This is a genomic window from Rhizobium oryzihabitans, assembly GCF_010669145.1.
GTDB classification, from domain to species: Bacteria; Pseudomonadota; Alphaproteobacteria; order Rhizobiales; family Rhizobiaceae; genus Agrobacterium; species Agrobacterium oryzihabitans.
On record NZ_CP048632.1, the window covers coordinates 421,673 to 438,929 of the forward strand.

General features: G+C 61.4%; 15 protein-coding genes. 12 read left to right on the forward strand and 3 right to left on the reverse strand.

The annotated features are described in order from the left end of the window. The first annotated feature begins 37 nt into the window (after positions 1–37). The 12 genes from argS to G3A56_RS02650 all read left to right on the forward strand — a co-directional run bounded on the left by argS (position 38) and on the right by G3A56_RS02650 (position 14,663). Positions 38–1,795: an arginine--tRNA ligase gene (gene argS, locus G3A56_RS02595; protein ID WP_082184705.1), complete on the forward strand. Its 1,758-nt coding sequence runs from the start codon at positions 38–40 to the stop codon at positions 1,793–1,795. 66 nt (positions 1,796–1,861) lie between these two features. Continuing rightward, positions 1,862–4,912, forward strand: coding sequence for an SPOR domain-containing protein (locus G3A56_RS02600; RefSeq protein ID WP_082184355.1), 3,051 nt, complete (start codon positions 1,862–1,864; stop codon positions 4,910–4,912). A 258-nt stretch (positions 4,913–5,170) separates the two neighbouring features. Continuing rightward, on the forward strand, positions 5,171–6,187 hold the full coding sequence (gene nagZ / locus G3A56_RS02605; RefSeq protein ID WP_082184354.1) for a beta-N-acetylhexosaminidase: 1,017 nt from the start codon (positions 5,171–5,173) through the stop codon (positions 6,185–6,187). 58 nt (positions 6,188–6,245) lie between these two features. Then, the gene (locus G3A56_RS02610) at positions 6,246–7,094 is read left to right on the forward strand and encodes a segregation and condensation protein A (protein WP_035242442.1); all 849 of its coding nucleotides are present in this window, start codon (positions 6,246–6,248) and stop codon (positions 7,092–7,094) included. Further along, positions 7,084–7,818, forward strand: a complete 735-nt coding sequence (gene scpB / locus G3A56_RS02615) for an SMC-Scp complex subunit ScpB (RefSeq protein ID WP_137037732.1) — start codon at positions 7,084–7,086, stop codon at positions 7,816–7,818. The genes G3A56_RS02610 and scpB overlap by 11 nt, the downstream gene beginning before the upstream one ends. Before the next feature lie 129 nt (positions 7,819–7,947). After that, positions 7,948–8,163: a twin-arginine translocase TatA/TatE family subunit gene (locus G3A56_RS02620; protein ID WP_035223099.1), complete on the forward strand. Its 216-nt coding sequence runs from the start codon at positions 7,948–7,950 to the stop codon at positions 8,161–8,163. Between the two features lie 53 nt (positions 8,164–8,216). After that, positions 8,217–8,936: a Sec-independent protein translocase protein TatB gene (gene tatB, locus G3A56_RS02625; RefSeq protein WP_082184353.1), complete on the forward strand. Its 720-nt coding sequence runs from the start codon at positions 8,217–8,219 to the stop codon at positions 8,934–8,936. After that, positions 8,933–9,736: a twin-arginine translocase subunit TatC gene (gene tatC / locus G3A56_RS02630; RefSeq protein ID WP_003495662.1), complete on the forward strand. Its 804-nt coding sequence runs from the start codon at positions 8,933–8,935 to the stop codon at positions 9,734–9,736. Before tatB ends, tatC begins: the two co-directional genes overlap by 4 nt. A 104-nt stretch (positions 9,737–9,840) precedes the next feature. Further along, complete coding sequence (gene serS / locus G3A56_RS02635) at positions 9,841–11,124, forward strand: serine--tRNA ligase (protein WP_082184352.1); 1,284 nt, start codon at positions 9,841–9,843, stop codon at positions 11,122–11,124. Between the two features lie 206 nt (positions 11,125–11,330). After that, positions 11,331–12,101, forward strand: coding sequence for a 5'/3'-nucleotidase SurE (surE, locus tag G3A56_RS02640; protein WP_003495666.1), 771 nt, complete (start codon positions 11,331–11,333; stop codon positions 12,099–12,101). Next, the gene (locus G3A56_RS02645; RefSeq protein WP_167373900.1) at positions 12,098–12,751 is read left to right on the forward strand and encodes a protein-L-isoaspartate(D-aspartate) O-methyltransferase; all 654 of its coding nucleotides are present in this window, start codon (positions 12,098–12,100) and stop codon (positions 12,749–12,751) included. The genes surE and G3A56_RS02645 overlap by 4 nt, the downstream gene beginning before the upstream one ends. Before the next feature lie 346 nt (positions 12,752–13,097). Continuing rightward, the gene (locus tag G3A56_RS02650; RefSeq protein WP_164056159.1) at positions 13,098–14,663 is read left to right on the forward strand and encodes a LysM peptidoglycan-binding domain-containing M23 family metallopeptidase; all 1,566 of its coding nucleotides are present in this window, start codon (positions 13,098–13,100) and stop codon (positions 14,661–14,663) included. A gap of 250 nt (positions 14,664–14,913) precedes the next feature. On the opposite strand, the gene mobB is transcribed toward G3A56_RS02650, so the two are convergent. The 3 genes from mobB to G3A56_RS02665 are packed head-to-tail and all read right to left on the reverse strand — an operon-like array spanning position 14,914 to position 17,257. Continuing rightward, positions 14,914–15,438: a molybdopterin-guanine dinucleotide biosynthesis protein B gene (gene mobB, locus G3A56_RS02655; RefSeq protein ID WP_082184350.1), complete on the reverse strand. Its 525-nt coding sequence runs from the start codon at positions 15,436–15,438 to the stop codon at positions 14,914–14,916. After that, a complete protein-coding gene (gene mobA, locus G3A56_RS02660) occupies positions 15,435–16,061 on the reverse strand; it encodes a molybdenum cofactor guanylyltransferase MobA (protein WP_082184349.1) in 627 nt (208 codons plus the stop codon). Before mobA ends, mobB begins: the two co-directional genes overlap by 4 nt. After that, on the reverse strand, positions 16,058–17,257 hold the full coding sequence (locus G3A56_RS02665; RefSeq protein WP_082184348.1) for a multidrug effflux MFS transporter: 1,200 nt from the start codon (positions 17,255–17,257) through the stop codon (positions 16,058–16,060). Before G3A56_RS02665 ends, mobA begins: the two co-directional genes overlap by 4 nt.

Consider the following 17,257-nt stretch of genomic DNA (forward strand, 5'->3'; position numbering starts at 1 on the left):
CGGACATAAACAGAAGCCCTTCGCGCAGGTTGGAACGATGAACATTTTTGCCGATTTCGATACCAGGATCAAAAACGCGCTCGAGACCCTCGATCTCGTGAAAGAGAACCGCGAGAAGGTCGATTTCAGTCGAATTACCGTCGAATCCCCGCGCGATCTGAGCCATGGCGATGTCGCAACCAATGCCGCCATGGTGCTGGCGAAGCCGCTTGGCACCAATCCCCGGGCGCTGGCCGAACTCATCGTGCCGGCACTTCAGGCGGATGGCGATGTCGACAGCGTCAATGTCGCCGGTCCCGGCTTCATCAACCTCAAGGTATCCGTCGGTTACTGGCAGCGTCTTCTTGCCGACATGATCGGGCAGGGCATCGATTTTGGCCGCTCGCAGATCGGTGCCGGTCAGAAGATCAACGTCGAATATGTCTCCGCCAATCCGACCGGCCCGATGCATGTCGGCCATTGCCGCGGTGCCGTGGTGGGTGACACGCTGGCGAACCTGCTTGGCTTTGCCGGCTACGGCGTGACCAAGGAATATTACATCAACGATGCCGGATCGCAGATCGACGTCCTGGCGCGTTCCGTCTTCCTGCGTTACCGCGAAGCACTCGGCGAAGATATCGGCGCCATTCCATCGGGTTTTTATCCCGGCGATTACCTCGTTCCCGTCGGTCAGGCGCTGGCGGATGAATATGGCATCAAGCTGCGCGCCATGCCCGAGGAAAAGTGGATGCCGATCGTCAAGGACAAGGCGATCGCTGCAATGATGGCGATGATCCGCGAAGATCTGGAAACGCTGAACGTCAAGCATGACGTGTTCTTCTCGGAGCGCACGCTGCATGAGGGCAATGGCGGGCCGATCCTCTCGGCCATCAATGATCTGACCTTCAAGGGCCATGTCTACAAAGGCACCCTGCCGCCGCCGAAGGGCGAATTGCCGGAAGACTGGGAAGACCGCGAGCAGACGCTGTTCCGTTCCACCGAAGTGGGCGATGACATGGACCGCGCGCTGATGAAGTCTGACGGTTCCTACACCTATTTCGCCGCCGACGTTGCCTATTTCAAGAACAAGTTCGATCGCGGTTTTTCCGAGATGATCTATGTGCTCGGCGCCGACCATGGCGGTTACGTCAAGCGTCTGGAAGCCGTCGCGCGCGCCGTCTCGGAAGGCAAGTCGAAGCTGACGGTTCTTCTGTGCCAGCTCGTCAAGCTCTACCGCGACGGTGAGCCGGTGAAGATGTCGAAACGCTCCGGTGATTTCGTCACGCTGCGCGATGTTGTCGACGAAGTGGGTCGCGATCCGGTGCGATTCATGATGCTTTATCGGAAGAATTCCGAGCCGCTGGACTTCGATTTCGCAAAAGTGACCGAACAATCGAAGGATAATCCGGTCTTTTACGTGCAATATGCGCATGCCCGCTCAATGTCGATCTTCCGGCAGGCGCAGGAAGCGTTTCCGGGGCTTGCTCCCTCTGCGGAAGAGATGGCGGCATCTGTTGCTTTGATCAGCGATATCAACGAGTTGCAGCTGATTGCAAAACTCGCCGAATATCCGCGTCTGATCGAATCCGCTGCCCTTTCGCATGAGCCGCACCGGCTTGCTTTTTACCTCTATGATCTCGCCAGTTCCTTCCATGGACACTGGAACAAGGGTAAAGACCATCAGGAATTACGTTTTATTAACGATAAAAACCGAGAATTGAGCATTGCCAGACTTGGGCTGGTGAATGCTGTCGCAAATGTTTTGAAGTCTGGCCTTACGCTTTTAGGAGCGGACGCACCTGACGAGATGCGATAACATATCACCATTATTTGCTCACAATACGCTGGCAAGAGCTGCAATGCGTAGATGGTGGAACACGTAATGGTCGAAAAAAATGTCGCGTATAACCGGGACGCCCGGTCCGAAGGCTTCGCTGACAACGATCCTCTGGCAGAACTGGCGCGTATCGTCGGCTTCGAAGATCGTCCTTCGCATGCGGGTTCCGAGGCTGCGCCATCGGCTACCCGCCGCGAGCCCGAATTCAATCTCGAAGATGAGCTTCTGAGGGAATTCGAGGTTTACGACGCGCCGCATGCCGATCCGGTCGTTCTTGATCCGGCAAACGATGTTCGTGCCGGCATCCACCCCAACGACTTCATGCAGCGTGTCGAGCAGGTCTTCGCCCGCCGCGAGCCGGAGCTTTCTCCCGCGGCCGAGCCGCAGGTCGAGGCCCGGTATGCGCCGGAGCCGATGCCAGCCTACGAGGTTGCACCCGAGGTCACGGAAGAGCCGCTTCCGGAGGTCGATCAGGCCTATATCCACAATTACGTCGAAACCTCGACGCAGGACATTCGAGCGGATTTCCGTGACGATGCCGGCGCGGTTGCAGAAGTTTTTGATGTGCATTCGCGCCAGCCGCGTGCTGCCGAGCCGGTGGTTTACCAGCAGGCCGCCCAACAACTGGCATGGGAAGAGCCGCAGGCCATTGAGCCAGCCCAGCCCGAATGGCACGCCATGCCGGAACTTGCGGCCGACGTTTCCAGCAACATTCCTTCTTCGCATGGTTACGCGCCGGAGCCTCAGGCCTTTGATCTTGCCGATGAGGTGGAGATCGCGGTTGCCGAGGAAGCGCCCGCACCCGTTTCCGTGCGTCCGCCTTCGCAGGGCGGCCGTTCTTCGCTGGAGTTTTCCAGCCTGCGCCTGCCGCTTGCCAATTTCGGCGCGCGTCGCGATGTTTCGGCTGTTGATCCGCGGCGGGTCGAGCCAAGGTCTGAACAGCAGCCCGCAGCCCGAATCGAGCCGCAGGTCGAGCCAGTACCGGCACCTGCCGTCATTCAGGCGGAAGAGACAGCGCCGGCATTTATGCCTCCGGTCGCTGAAGCCTTCGTGCCCGCAGCGCAGGCTGTAACGCCTCCGGTCGTTCAGAAGCCTGTTGCGACCAATCTGTCGCCGATGGACGAGCTGATCTACGACGTGGCGAAATATTCCATTCCTGGCCGTGGCGAAGAACCCGTTGTCCAGTCTGCGCCGGTCGTTCAGGCCGCACCCGCCGTTCAGGCTGCAAGGGTGGAGCCGCAAGTTGCTGCGACGCCCGTGCGGACAACGCCCGTTGCCCCCGCTGTCCCTGCTCAGGAGCCGGATTTCAGCGATTTTGCAGGCTTCAACGACGATGATTTCGAGCTTGCGCTTGACGATCTCGATCTTGATCTCGACCTTTCGGAAATTGCCGAAGCCGAGGTCGCACCGGCACCCGCGCCGCAACCCGTTCGCCAGCAGCCGGTTGCTCCCGTGGTCGCTGCCGCCGCACCTCAGCCGGTGAGGGAACAGCCCGCGCCTCAGCCGCGCGTTGCGCCTGTCGCTGCGCCGATTGCGGCAGCTGCGCCCGTTCAGCCGCGTCCGGCCGCGCCTGCGCCGCAGCCGGTTGTGCCGCAGACTCTGGAAAGCCTGCCTTTCGATCCTTCGCAGATCGGCGAGACGGAAGAACATCCGGAAACCATCGTCGAGATGGACGTGCCTGAACTGCCCGTCGGCGTTTTCGAAGCCAAGCCGGTTGCTCGACGCCACGAGGAAGACCTCGATATCGATACCGAGCTTGCGACGCTGTTCGCCCCGGCAGTCGCTGGTGGCCTTGACCGTCACAAACATGCGGAAAACCGGGGTGCCGCCCCGCAGGCGCGCGCCGCCGCTCAGGCTCCGGAAGAAGCCGATGAGTTCGAGCGGGCGCTGGAAGAGGATTTCCGTCGCTCCATGCAGGAGGCAGCGGCTTCGCGCGGCAATCCGCGTGATGCCGAAAACACCTATGTCAATCATCAGGCGGCCTATCGCGATGAGGATGAACGCGGCGGTCGCCGCTGGATCATGCCGGTTGCGGCCGCAATCGGTCTGGTGCTTGTCGGTGGCGGCGTTTACGCGCTGATATCAGGCGGTTCGTCCAGCACGGGTTCCAATGGTGCACCGGTCATCATCTCCGCCGATAATGATCCGATGAAGGTCGTGCCGGAAAATCCGGGCGGTCGCGTCGTGCCCAATCAGGACAAGGCGGTTTATGACCGCGTGGCCGGCGGCAGTGCTGCCGATCCGAAGCAGCCCGCGCTGATCTCCAGCAGCGAGCAGCCGGTCGATGTGGTTCAGCGTACGCTGATCCCCGAACAGCTGCCGCTGGAAGGTGAAAACGACGCCGATATGGAAGCAGCCGCCGGCACGCCGGTTGGCGAGACGGAAGATCCGCGCCTGCTTTCGCCGGAAGAAAAGGCCGCGCAGAATGAAGGTGCGGGTGCAACCGGCGTTTCACCACGCAAGGTCCGCACCATGATCGTCAAGCCTGATGGCACGCTGGTCGCCCAGGAAGTCGATGCACCGGCAGCCCAGCCGCCGAAGGCCGACAAGGTCGCGGAGCTTGCCGCGCCCCAGACCGCCAAGCCGGGTGAGGGCGCTCCCGCCGTCATCGCCGCTTCGCGTGTTCCGGTTGCGCCGGAACAGGCCGCCGCACAGCCGCAGGCTCACACGCCGGCCACACCCGCCTCGCAGACGGCAGCACCGCTTCCTTCGGCGCGTCCGTCCTCGCAGCCATCCAATGTCGTGGCAACCGTCACCAACCAGGGCAATGTTCGTCCCGCCGCCACCGCCCCGGCCCAGCCGCCGGCCGCACAGCAGCAGACAGCCGCAGCAACGACAAGCACTCCTTCTGCCGGTGGTTACTACATCCAGATCGCGTCCCTGCCGAGCCAGGCGGAGGCCCAGAAGTCCTACCAGAACATGTCGGCCAAGTTCGGCTCGGTCATCGGTGGACGTGGCGTCGACATCAAGGCCGCCGAAATCGCCGGCAAGGGCACATTCTACCGCGTCCGTATCCCGGCGGGTGACAAGAACGAAGCCGTGGCGCTGTGCGAAAAGTTCCGCTCGGCCGGCGGCAGCTGCCTGGTGGCGCGCTGATCGGGAGCATCGGGGCCGCAAGTCCCCGATGTAACGACCGTCACGTGAACGGTGTTTCCTTTGCCGTCATGCCGGACTTGATCCGGCATCCAGCCACGGCGCGTCTGCGCCGTGAGAAGAGTCTCTCGCGATCAAGGACTTGATCGCGCTGGACCCCGGATCTAGTCCGGGGTGACGGGCGTCAAACGTCGCCGTCCCCTCCAAAGGTCGAGACTTATTGAGGCTTTCTTTCCTTCCATTCTGTAACAGGCTGACATCATGACCGATTGCAAAGCTATGATCCTCGGATGCGGCGGCTTGACGCTTTCCGCCGACGAGATTGCCCTTTACCGTGACCAGCAGCCGTGGGGTTTCATCCTGTTCGGGCGCAATATCGGTGATGCGCAGCAGATCACCGATCTCGTCGCCTCCATGCGCGATGCCGTCGGGCGGCCCGACGCCCCGGTTCTGATCGATCAGGAAGGCGGGCGGGTGCAGCGCATCAAGCCGCCGATCCTGCAGGCCTATCCGAATGCCCGCATTCTCGGTGAAATTTACGAGCGCGACCACGAGGAAGGCCTGCGGGCTGCCTGGCTGATGTCGCGCCTGCATGCCTTCGACCTCATGAAATTCGGCATCAATGTCGATTGCCTGCCGGTGCTCGACGTGCCGGTGGAAGGTGCAAGCAACGTCATCGGCAACCGCGCCTATGGCTATGCGCCGACCATGGTGGCCGAGATGGGACAGGCAGCGGCCGACGGCCTGAAGGCTGGCGGCATGCTGCCGGTGATGAAACATATGCCGGGGCATGGCCGCGGCATGGTGGATTCGCACCATGAACTGCCCGTGGTCGATGTGCCGCTCGATGAGCTGGACGGCCATGATTTCGTACCGTTCCGGGCGCTGAACCGTGAATTGATGGCGATGAGCGCGCATCTGGTCTTCAACGCCGTCGACCGGGAGAGACCGGCAACGACCTCGCCGAAGGTGATCGAAGAGATCATTCGCGGCCGCATCGGCTTTGATGGGCTGCTGATGTCCGACGACAGTTCCATGAATGCGCTGAAGGGCACGCTGGGCGAGCGCGCTGCGAATATTGTTACCGGTGGCTGCGATATAGTCTTGCATTGCAACGGCGTGATGGGTGAAATGCTGGAGGTCGTGAAGGAGGTTCCCGTTCTTTCCGGCCGTTCGCTGGAGCGGGTGCGGGCCGTGGAAGCGGGTTTTCCCGCCGCGGATGCCTCCGACGAAGCTGAACTGAGAGTCGAATTCAACGCCATGTGGGCCGTTTCCTGACAATCGGGCGGCGGCCTCGTAATCGGGACGACAGGCCGGACGCCCGGCGGATGGAACAATGGCCGCAGACAAGTCTCGCAATTCGACGCCTATGGACAAGCTCTGGCAGGATGGCACGCCGGAGCGGCTGACGGGCGAGGCCGGGCTGGTCATCGATGTCGCGGGTTTCGAAGGCCCGCTTGATCTTCTGCTGCACCTTGCCCGCACGCAGAAGGTCGATCTGTCGCGCATTTCGGTGCTGGCGCTTGCCGAGCAATATCTTCAATTCGTGGAAAGCGCGCGCCGCGTGCGCATCGAGCTTGCGGCCGACTATCTGGTGATGGCGGCTTGGCTCGCCTTTCTCAAATCCAAGCTCCTCATTCCGCAGCAATCCAAGGATGACGGTCCCTCGGGTGAGGAAATGGCCGCGACGCTGGCCTTCCGGCTGAAACGCCTGGAAGCGATGCGCGAGGCGGCCGAAAGGCTTGTCAACCGCGCCCATCTCGGCCGCGATATCTTCGCCCGTGGCGCGCCGGAGCATATTCCGCATATCAACCGCTCGGCTTACGAGGCAAACCTCTACGATCTCCTGAGCGCCTATGCCAATCTGCGGCAAAGGCAGGCCATCACCCAGGTGACGATTGAAAAACGGCAGGTCTGGTCGCTGGTGGAAGCACGGGAACTTCTCAACAGCCTGCTCGGCGATGTCGGTGAATGGACCGTGCTCGACCAATATCTGCTGCAATATGTGCCCGACCCCGCCATGCGGGTGACGGCGATCGCCAGCGCCTTTGCCGCCTCGCTGGAGCTGGTGCGCGAGGGGTCGCTGCAAATCCGCCAGGAGGGCGCCTTCCAGCCCATCTATATGCGCAGGAGCGAGAGAGACGATCGCGCGGTGAATGCCGAAAGGACTGACAATGACGAATGACGACGAGACCGGCGAAGCCGCCATTGTGGCAGATGGGGTGGAAATCGAACCCACCGTATTTTCCGAACGTCAGCTGAAGGAAGCCGAGCGGATCGCCGAGGCACTGGTCTTTGCCTCCGCCGAGCCGGTTTCGGTCGCCTTCATTGCCGAGCGGCTGCCGCGCGGCATGGATGTCGTCGCCATCCTGCATCGGCTGAAGGCCGCTTATATCGAGCGCGGCGTCAATCTCGTGCAGGTGGGCGGGCAATGGGCGTTCCGCACGGCGGGCGATCTTTCCTTCGTCATCCGCTCGGAAGAGAAGGAGCCGAAGAAGCTCTCGCGCGCGGCGCTGGAAGTTCTGGCGATCATAGCGTATCATCAACCGGTGACACGCGCCGAAATCGAGGAAATTCGCGGCGTACAGACCTCGCGCGGCACGCTTGACGTGCTGATGGAAGCGGGGTGGGTGCGTTTCAGGGGCCGCAGGCGCACGCCGGGCAGGCCGGTGACGATCGGCACCACGGTTGAGTTTCTCGATCATTTCGGACTTGAGGAGTTGCGAGACTTGCCCGGCCTTGAGGAACTGAAGGGTGCAGGGCTGCTTTCTGGCCGAATTCCATCCAATTTCGGCGTGCCCCTGCCGATGATGAGCGACGAATTGCGTGAAGACGAAGACCCGATCACGCAGCTCGATCTGGAAGAATTGGGCCTGCTTGCGCCCAGTGGCGGCGACGGCGAAGAATGATTGATCGTCTCGCCGGCGACAAGACGCAAAAACTTTATGTTCACTCCCCGTTGAAGCGACGATTTGTTGTTTGAAAAAGCCTTTCAAACATCTTACATCGTCTGAAAGCGAAATTCAGGAGTTTTAGTTATGGGTTCTTTTAGTGTGTGGCATTGGCTCATCGTTCTGGTGATCGTTCTCGTCCTCTTCGGACGCGGCAAGATCCCGGAACTGATGGGTGATGTCGCGAAGGGCATCAAGAGCTTCAAGAAGGGCATGTCCGACGATGACGCAACGCCTCCGCCGGCGGCCGATGCCAATACCACTGCCAAGACCGTCGACCACAAGGCTGACGAGATCAAGTAAGCGGCCTGTGCCGCTTGGTGTGAGACTGGCGTTAGGGTCTCGGGAGCATATTGATGTTAGATATCGGCTGGAGCGAGCTTCTGGTGATTGCGGTCGTGCTGATCGTGGTCGTCGGGCCGAAGGACTTGCCGCCCATGATCCGCGCCTTCGGCAAGACGATGGCGGGCCTTCGCAAGATGGCGGGAGACTTCCGCACCCAGTTCGACGAGGCCTTGAAAGAGGCTGATATGGACGATGTGCGGCAGACGATCTCCGATGTCCGCAATCTCAATCCGACCAATTCGCTGCGCGATGCGATGAACCCACTTCGCCAGCTCGGAAACGAGATCAAGTCCGATCTCCAGAAGGCGACGGCTGCACCTGATTCCCTGTCGTCGACACCAGCGCCTGCAACGAGCGAGCCGGTGGCGCCGCTGGTCAGCGTGCCCGAGCCGGAGATGAAGCTTCCGGATGCGCCGCCTGCCGTGGGCTCCGCGTCTGCTGTCTCCGCGCCGGTCACTGCGGTTGCCGCTGCGGAAGACAAGCCGAAACGGGCGCGGGCGAAATCGGTTGCGACCGTCGAAGCCGAAACGGTGGCCGCCAAGCCGAAACGCACCGTCCGCAGCAAGTCTGCCGAAGCGTTAGAAGAAACTGCTGTGTCGAAACCTACCGTGAAGGCTGTCGCCAAGAAGGCTGCCGTCAAGAAAGCGGCGGCTGAGAAGGCGGTGGCGGAAGCCAAGCCGGCCAAATCGGCGAGAACAAAGGCTGCAAAGCCCAAAAAGGATGAAGCATGAGCGGGGACATCGAGGATAAGCCGCAGCCGCTGATCGAGCATCTCATGGAGTTGCGCACGCGGCTGATCTGGTCGCTCGGCGCATTTTTCGTCGCCTTCATCGCCTGTTTCGCCGTTGCCAAACATCTCTTCAACCTGCTGGTCATTCCCTATAAATGGGCCGTGCTCTGGGCGGGGCTCGATGTCACGAAATCGTCGCTGATCTATACCGCGCCGCAGGAATTCTTCTTCACGCAGATCAAGGTCGCGATGTTCGGCGCCATGGTCATCTCCTTTCCGGTGATTGCCTCGCAGCTCTACAAGTTTGTCGCCCCCGGTCTCTACAAGAACGAACGCGCCGCTTTCCTGCCGTTTCTGATCGCTTCGCCGATCCTCTTCCTCATCGGTGCGGCGCTCGTCTATTTCTTTTTCACGCCCATGGTCATGTGGTTCTTCCTCGCCATGCAGCAATTGCCTGAGGATGGCGAGGTGGCGATTTCCCTGATGCCGAAGGTGTCGGAGTATCTGAGCCTCATCATGACGCTGGTCCTCTCCTTCGGTCTGGTGTTCCAGCTGCCTGTCGTCACCACGCTTCTCGCCCGCGTCGGACTTCTGACCAGCGACTGGCTGCGCGAGAAGCGCAAGTTCGCCATCGTCATGGCTTTCGTGGTCGCGGCCGTGCTGACGCCGCCAGACCCCATGTCCCAGATCGGTCTTGCGCTGCCTGCGATCATTCTCTACGAGATTTCCATCTACATGGCTCGACTCGTGGAGAGGAAACGTGCGGCGGAATCCAAAAGCACGGAGCTGGAAGAGACCTGACGCTTCGCCACGGTCTTCCCGCTCATTTAATTTCCTCGCGCCGGGCCCTTCGCCCGGCGTTTTGCTGATAAAACGCGGGCGGCCAACAACAGTCTGGAACGACGATGCACGACATTAAATGGATACGCGAAAACCCCGAAGCCTTTGATGCGGCTCTTGCACGGCGTGGCGTCGAGCCGACCGCCAGCGGCCTGATCGCTCTCGATGAGAAGCGCCGTTCCGTCATCCAGTCCCTGCAGGACATGCAGTCACGCCGCAATGCCGCCTCCAAGGAAATCGGCGCCGCCATGGCGCAGAAGAACATGGAGCTTGCAGAAAAGCTCAAAGCCGAAGTCGCCGACATCAAGGACAACATGCCACGCGCCGAGGAGGAGGACCGCAAGGTCACCGCCGAGCTGAACGACGCCCTGTCGCGCCTGCCGAACATGCCCTTCGACGATGTGCCTGACGGCAAGGACGAACATGACAATGTGGTGGCCCGCGTCGTCGGCCAGAAGCCCGGCTGGAACCATGAGGCCAAGGAGCATTTCGAGATCGGCGAGGCGCTCGGCTACATGGATTTCGAGCGGGCGGCCAAGCTTTCCGGCTCGCGCTTCACCGTTTTGACCAGTCAGCTGGCGCGTCTGGAACGGGCGCTCGGCCAGTTCATGATCGATCTGCACACCTCGGAACATGGCTATACGGAAGTCTCCTCGCCGCTGATGGTGCGTGACGAGGCGATGTTCGGGACCGGGCAATTGCCGAAGTTCTCCGAGGACCTGTTCAAGACCACGGATGGCCGCTGGCTGATTCCGACGGCGGAAGTGACGCTGACCAACCTCGTTTCGGGTGAAATCCTCGAGCAGGAGAAACTGCCGCTGCGCTTCACCGCGCTCACCCCGTCCTTCCGTTCGGAAGCGGGCTCCGCCGGCCGTGATACGCGCGGCATGCTGCGCCAGCACCAGTTCTGGAAGTGCGAGCTTGTCTCCATTACCGATGCGGAAAGCGCTGTCGCCGAGCATGAGCGCATGACGGCCTGCGCCGAAGAGGTGCTGAAGCGCCTTGGCCTGCATTTCCGCACCATGACGCTGTGCACGGGTGATATGGGCTTTGGCGCGCGCAAGACGTATGATCTGGAAGTCTGGCTGCCTGGCCAGAACACCTATCGTGAAATCTCGTCCTGCTCCGTCTGCGGTGATTTCCAGGCGCGGCGCATGAATGCCCGTTATCGCGGCAAGGACGACAAGGCCACGAAGTTCGTGCACACGCTGAACGGTTCCGGCACGGCCGTCGGTCGCTGCCTGATCGCGGTTCTCGAAAATTATCTCAATGAGGACGGTTCCGTCACAATTCCAGAGGTGCTGCTGCCCTATATGGGCGGTCTGACGCGCATCGAGAAGGCAGCCTGAGGTTAGGGCGTTCTTTGCGCTTCAGTCATTCCGGTCTTGAGCCGGAATCCAGCCAGCCCAAGTCCTTGGGCTGAAAGCAGTCTTCCCGCCGCGCGGACGCGCGTCGACTGGATTCCGGCTCAAGGCCGGAATGACGGTAGTGGGGATGCGCCCTTGGGAGAAATCATAGTGTCCTCAAACGGGGACATGGCAGCGGAGAGATGAACATGCGGATTTTGCTGACGAATGACGACGGTATTCACGCCGAAGGTCTGGCCGTGCTGGAGCGAATCGCCCGGACGCTTTCGGACGATGTCTGGATCGTCGCCCCTGAGACCGACCAGAGCGGGCTTGCCCATTCGCTGACGCTTTCCGAACCGCTGCGGCTGCGCAAGATTTCCGACAAGCATTTTGCGCTGCGCGGCACGCCGACCGATTGCGTCATCATGGGCATTCGCGAAGTCCTGCCGGAAAAGCCGGATCTCGTGCTCTCCGGCGTCAATGCCGGCGCCAACATGGCCGATGACGTCACCTATTCCGGCACCATTGCGGGTGCCATTGAAGGCACGCTGCAGGGCGTGCGGTCCTTTGCGCTCAGCCAGGCTTTCAGCCATGCCGAAGGCCGGGTTGTGCCGTGGGAAGTCACCGAGACCTATGCGCCGGATCTGTTGCGCAAGCTGATGAATGTGGATCTGCCTGATGGCACTTTCCTCAATCTCAATTTCCCCAATTGCGCGCCCAAGGATGTGCAGGGCGTGTCCGTGACCGGGCAGGGCAAGCTCGATTTCGGCCTGACGGTGGAAGAGCGCCAGGACGGCCGTGGTTTCCCCTATTACTGGCTGCGTTTCGGCGAACGTCTCGGCACCTTCCGCGAAGGCACGGATATCCACGCTTTGAAGCACGGCAAAATCTCGGTCACGCCGCTAAAGCTTGACCTGACGGATTACACGGTCAAGGATCGAGTTGCGCAAGCGCTTGGATTCGGAGTCGCCGATTGAAATCTGCCATGGTCGAAAAGGAAGGTTTTGCCGCTCTCGTTCTGCGTCTGCGGGGCGAGGGGATTTCCGATCTTGACCTTTTGACGGCCGTCGAGCAGACGCCGCGTTCCAAATTCGTGCCGCCGCAATTTGCTGCCGACGCCTATTCCAGCCGGACGATCCCGATCGACTGCGGCGCCTTCATGGAAGGCGCCGACATGGCGGTGAAAATCCTTGCCCGCCTGCAATTGAAGCCGGGCCAGCGCGTGCTGGAAATCGGCACCGGCAGCGGTTTCATGACGGCGATCATCGCGCGCCGGGTGGAGCGCGTCTTTTCGCTGGAGCGTTACAGGACGCTGGTGCAGCAGGCGCAGAACTGTCTGGATGATCTTTCCATCCGCAATGTCGTGATCCGCCAGGCGGATGGCAGCAACGGGCTTGTCGGCGAGGGCACCTTCGACCGCATCGTCTCCACGGCCGCCTTCACCACCATGCCCCGCTTTTTCGCCGAACAGATCGTCTCCGGCGGCATGATGATCGCGCCGATCATCCTTGAAGACGACCGTTGCGTGATGACCCGCTTTTCCAAGACCGGCAGCCGCTTCGAGAAGGAAGAACTGTTCGAAGCGCCCTATCTGCCGCTCAGCACCCATATTGCGCGTCATTTGTGACAAAATGAAAATTTTGAAGACGTTCCATTTTTGTCTTCGAAAGTTCTAAATTATCGCAACTATCTGATTTTCAATATCATTATTGTCCCAACATGACGCATCCCGTTTTCGTCATGGTTATCGAAGTGTCAAAAAAGCGCCAAACGGCTTAACGTTTTAACGGCGTGGTAACACTAACGCGCTTTAATCATAAACATCGACGCATGGTTTTCCCGGGATCGGGAAATGGGCCTTGCAAGAAGTGAAATTTGTGCCGGATCGCATGTCGATGCGGCGGGTTGGCGTCAGTGTAGATCGAGTCATGCGTATGAGACATTCGTCTAAAATCGGAAAATCAGTCGCAAAAATGTTCGCAGCGGCATTGCTGGCAAGCGTCGCAACGGGCTGTAGCTCGGATGCAACGCGGTTCAGCGGCCTCTTTTCCAGTGGACCGGATCAGATGACGACGGCGTCAATTCCAACCCGGCAGGGTGGCGGTGCTTACGGGCAGGCCCCTGTTCCGCAGGGCGACATGAATGGCGGTTACGCCTCTGCCGCGCCGCAGGGCGGCTACGCCAACCAGAACATGGCGGCCAATTCCTATCCGCCTTCCGGCGGTTACGGCGGCAACGTTCAGCCTTCCACAGCCCGTTCGGCTTCGGCCTCTCCGGTGCAGCGCTCCGAACTGTCGGCGCCGACGGCGGTGGCGAGCCGCGATCCGGCGACGCGCAACGAAGCCATGGCCCAGCCTTTCCCATCCGCACAGCGGCAGGCCGCACCCTCTCTTGCAGCGCCCGCACAGCAGGCCGCCGCTCCCGTCGCCGACAATCTCACCACTGCAACCGTCCGCTCCGACAAGAATGGCTGGCATACGGACGGCGCTTCCTCGGTGACGCTGCGTCCCGGTGAAAGCATCACGACCCTGTCCAATCGCTACGGCGTTCCTGAAAAGGAACTGCTGCGGGTCAATGGTCTGAAGACAGCCTCTTCGGCGCAGGCCGGCCAGTCGATCCTCATTCCGAAATTCGGTCAGGTTCGCAACGCCGCCAAGGATGCGGCGGGCAACATCGCGCTCAACCGCAATGGCGACCAGCCGACACCGCTGCGCAGCCCCGAGGGGAATGTGGCCGTGCTGCCGTCGCAGGCGGCGGCCCGGGACAAGGTTTCCTCTGATGCCGGCAAGCTCACGCCTCCCGGTGGCAAGCCCTTGCCGCCAAGCGGTGGCTACAAGGTTCAGCCGGGCGACAGCCTGGCGAAAATCGCCCGTGAAAACGGCGTATCGGTTGCCGCACTGAAAGCCGCCAACGGCATTTCCAACGAGAGCATCCGTGTCGGCCAGACGCTTGCCATGCCGGGCGCCGGCACCGACGGCATCAAGACGGCCTCCGTTCCCGCCAAGGAAGCGGCAAAGGCAGTCGAAACCGCATCCGCCAAGCCGGAGCCTTACAAGGCGCCTGCTGCTGCCGCAACCGCACCGTCGGCGCCCGCCGCCACGGCAAGCGTCAGCGATATCGAGAAGAAGTCTGACATGGCTTCCGTCGCACCGGAATCCACGGGCATCGGCAAATATCGCTGGCCGGTCCGCGGCGCTGTCATCAACAATTTCGGCGACAATGTCGAAGGCAGCCGCAACGATGGCATCAACATCTCGGTTCCCGAGGGCACGCCGATCAAGGCAGCCGAAAACGGCGTGGTCATCTATGCGGGCAACGGGCTGAAGCAGCTCGGCAACACGGTTCTCGTCCGCCACGACGACGGCAAGGTCACCGTTTACGGCAACGCCGCCAATCTCGACGTGCAGCGCGGCCAGAAGGTGCAGCGCGGACAGACGATCGCTACATCGGGCATGACGGGCAGCGCCAAGCGTCCGCAGGTTCACTTCGAAGTTCGCAAGGATGCGACGCCGGTGAACCCCTCCAGTTTCCTTGAATAGGTATTGCGTCTCAAGGATTGATGAAGCCGGGTCTAGAGCCCGGCTTTTTCATTTTTGGGGTGAGGGATCATGGGAGCTTGCGTCGGCTTCATGCCACTTCTCCTCCGTCATGCCGGACTTGATCCGGCATCCAGCCGAGGCGCGTCTGCGCGGCGCGAGGAGTCCTTTCAGCCCAAGGACTTGGGCTGGCTGGATACCGGCTCAAGGCCGGTATGACGGATGTGGGGATGCAGCCGAAGCGCCTAAAACGCTATCCTTGGTTTACCCTCACCAACCCCACCGTCTTCTCGATGAAGTCGGCAATCGCGCCGGTATCGTCGAGATCGAAGACAGGAAGGGCGGTGTCCGTCACCTCATGATCGGCGGCAATGGCGATGATATGCGGATCGAGCGGCGCTAGCTGTTCGGTCTTCGCCGCCTCCAGCCGGCGCGCCTCGATCTTCGGCACCGGCTCGTATTTATAACCTTCGATCAGCACGAGATCGCAGGGGGCGAGGCGGGAGAGGATGTCCTCGAAAGACGGTTCCGGTTCGCCGCGCAACTCATGCATGATGGCGAAGCGGGTACCGGAGACGATGGTGACCTCATGGGCGCCCGCCTGCCGGTGACGCCAGCTATCGGCGCCGACCTTGTCGATATCGAAATCATGATGGGCGTGCTTGATGGTGGAGACACGGTAGCCCCGGGCCGTCAGCTCGGTGACGATGCGCACCGCAAGGCCGGTCTTGCCCGAGTTTTTCCAGCCGGCAATGCCGAAGACCTTTTGTGCCGTCATGTCGCGAGGCTCTCCAGATGGCTTCGCGCCAGGGCCAGTTCATCCGGCGTGTTGATGTTGAAGAAAGGGTCGAGGCTGCCCTTTGCGGTTTCCAGCGGCGGAAAGGCAATGCCAATGGTGACGTGTCGTGCCAGATAGGCGCGGATCCGCCGGTTCGCATCGTTTTTCAGCCAATCTTCCAGATCATCGGCAAGCGCCACGGGCCAGAGCGCGAAAACCGGATGAAGCTGGCCGCTGGAGGCGGCGATGACGATCGCATTGTCCGATATGTGTTCGCTAAGGCGGGCCACGAGATCATCGGGGAAAAAAGGGCTGTCGGCGGGCACCGTCAGGAAATGGCTTCCTCCGGCTTCGTGCTTTTGGAAACGGCGCATGCCGGCGAGAACGCCGGCCAGCGGTCCGGCGTGGCCGCTTACGGTGTCTGGCAGCACGGGCAGGCCGAAGCTTTCGGCCCAGCCATTTGCCGCATTGATGGTGATGTCGCAGACCTGCGGTGTGATGCGGCGCACGACGTGGGAAAGCAGCGGTGTTTCGCCCAGCATCACCATCGCCTTGTTGGTGCCCATGCGCCGCGACAGGCCGCCGGCGAGCACGAGACCGGGTATTCTGGAAGGGGCGGTCATTGCCGCTTCTCCTGCAGCCTTACGACATAGGTGGTGAGGAGGGCGACAAGGCCGGTCGCCAGCATCACGATAAGGAGCGGCCAGGTTCCGTCCTCCCTGGACAGGACCGAGGAGGCGAGTACCGAAAGCACTGCGCCGCCGCCAATGGTCATGGCGCCGCCGAGACCGGATGCCGAGCCAGCCAGATGCGGCTGGACGCTGACCATGCCGGCATTGGCGCTCGGCAGGGTAACACCGTTTCCGACACCGATGAGGGCGAGCGGCACGAAAAACGCATAGGGGCTTTCCGCCCCCGTGGAGATCAGCACAATGGCCGTGACGATGCCGGCAATGGCGATGACATTGCCCGACAGCATCATGCGGGTGATGCCGATCTGGCTGGCATAACGGCCGGAGACGAAGTTGCCGAGCATGTAACCGCTGGCCATGAAGAAGAATTGCAGGCCGAGCATGGCCGGCGCAAGGCCATAAAGCACGCTGCCGACGAAGGGCGCGCCGCCGAGGAAGGAAAAGAACATGCCGGACGAGAAGGTCGAGGTCAGCGCATAACCCCAGAACAGCGGCGAGCGCAGAAGCTCGGGCCAGGCATGGAACTGCTGCGAAAAGCTTGCCGATCTGTTGTGGTTGGTTTCGCCGAGATCAAACCAGGCGAGCGCCAGAATGCCGACGCCGAGGAGGGCGAGAAGCGCGAAGCTCGACTGCCAGCCGGAAATGTCGTTGAGCAGGCCGCCAACCGTCGGGCCGACCATCGGCACCACCGACATACCCATGGTGACATAGCCGATCATCGACGCCGCCTGTTCCATTGGTACCATGTCGCGCACGATGGCCCGGGCGAGCACGAAACCGGAAACGACGGCCGCCTGCGCCACGCGCCCGATCATGAAGACGGTAATATTGGGCGCCAGCATGCAGACGAGGGTGGCGACGATCATGATCGCGATGCTGGCGAGCATGACCGGGCGGCGTCCGAAGAGATCGGATAGCGGGCCGATGATGAGCTGCAGGCAGGCGGTGGCGGCGAGATAGCCGGATACGGCAAATTGCATGACCGCGTAATCGATCTCGAAATAAAGCGCCATGGCCGCAAGCGAGGGCAGGAACACATTCATGCACAGCGCTGCGACGCCGGCGATGACGACCAGCGTGATGATGTGGGGCGGGGTGGTCCGGTCAAGAAAACGGCCGTTGTTCAT

What these genes read in the sequence shown, in the direction of transcription:
- argS (WP_082184705.1), top strand. Translation starts at nt 38, where the DNA reads ATGAACATTTTTGCCGATTTCGATACCAGGATCAAAAACGCGCTCGAG.
- G3A56_RS02600 (WP_082184355.1), top strand. Translation starts at nt 1,862, where the DNA reads ATGGTCGAAAAAAATGTCGCGTATAACCGGGACGCCCGGTCCGAAGGC.
- nagZ (WP_082184354.1), top strand. Translation starts at nt 5,171, where the DNA reads ATGACCGATTGCAAAGCTATGATCCTCGGATGCGGCGGCTTGACGCTT.
- G3A56_RS02610 (WP_035242442.1), top strand. Translation starts at nt 6,246, where the DNA reads ATGGCCGCAGACAAGTCTCGCAATTCGACGCCTATGGACAAGCTCTGG.
- scpB (WP_137037732.1), top strand. Translation starts at nt 7,084, where the DNA reads ATGACGAATGACGACGAGACCGGCGAAGCCGCCATTGTGGCAGATGGG.
- G3A56_RS02620 (WP_035223099.1), top strand. Translation starts at nt 7,948, where the DNA reads ATGGGTTCTTTTAGTGTGTGGCATTGGCTCATCGTTCTGGTGATCGTT.
- tatB (WP_082184353.1), top strand. Translation starts at nt 8,217, where the DNA reads ATGTTAGATATCGGCTGGAGCGAGCTTCTGGTGATTGCGGTCGTGCTG.
- tatC (WP_003495662.1), top strand. Translation starts at nt 8,933, where the DNA reads ATGAGCGGGGACATCGAGGATAAGCCGCAGCCGCTGATCGAGCATCTC.
- serS (WP_082184352.1), top strand. Translation starts at nt 9,841, where the DNA reads ATGCACGACATTAAATGGATACGCGAAAACCCCGAAGCCTTTGATGCG.
- surE (WP_003495666.1), top strand. Translation starts at nt 11,331, where the DNA reads ATGCGGATTTTGCTGACGAATGACGACGGTATTCACGCCGAAGGTCTG.
- G3A56_RS02650 (WP_164056159.1), top strand. Translation starts at nt 13,098, where the DNA reads ATGTTCGCAGCGGCATTGCTGGCAAGCGTCGCAACGGGCTGTAGCTCG.
- mobB (WP_082184350.1), bottom strand. Translation starts at nt 15,438, where the DNA reads ATGACGGCACAAAAGGTCTTCGGCATTGCCGGCTGGAAAAACTCGGGC.
- mobA (WP_082184349.1), bottom strand. Translation starts at nt 16,061, where the DNA reads ATGACCGCCCCTTCCAGAATACCCGGTCTCGTGCTCGCCGGCGGCCTG.
- G3A56_RS02665 (WP_082184348.1), bottom strand. Translation starts at nt 17,257, where the DNA reads ATGAACAACGGCCGTTTTCTTGACCGGACCACCCCGCCCCACATCATC.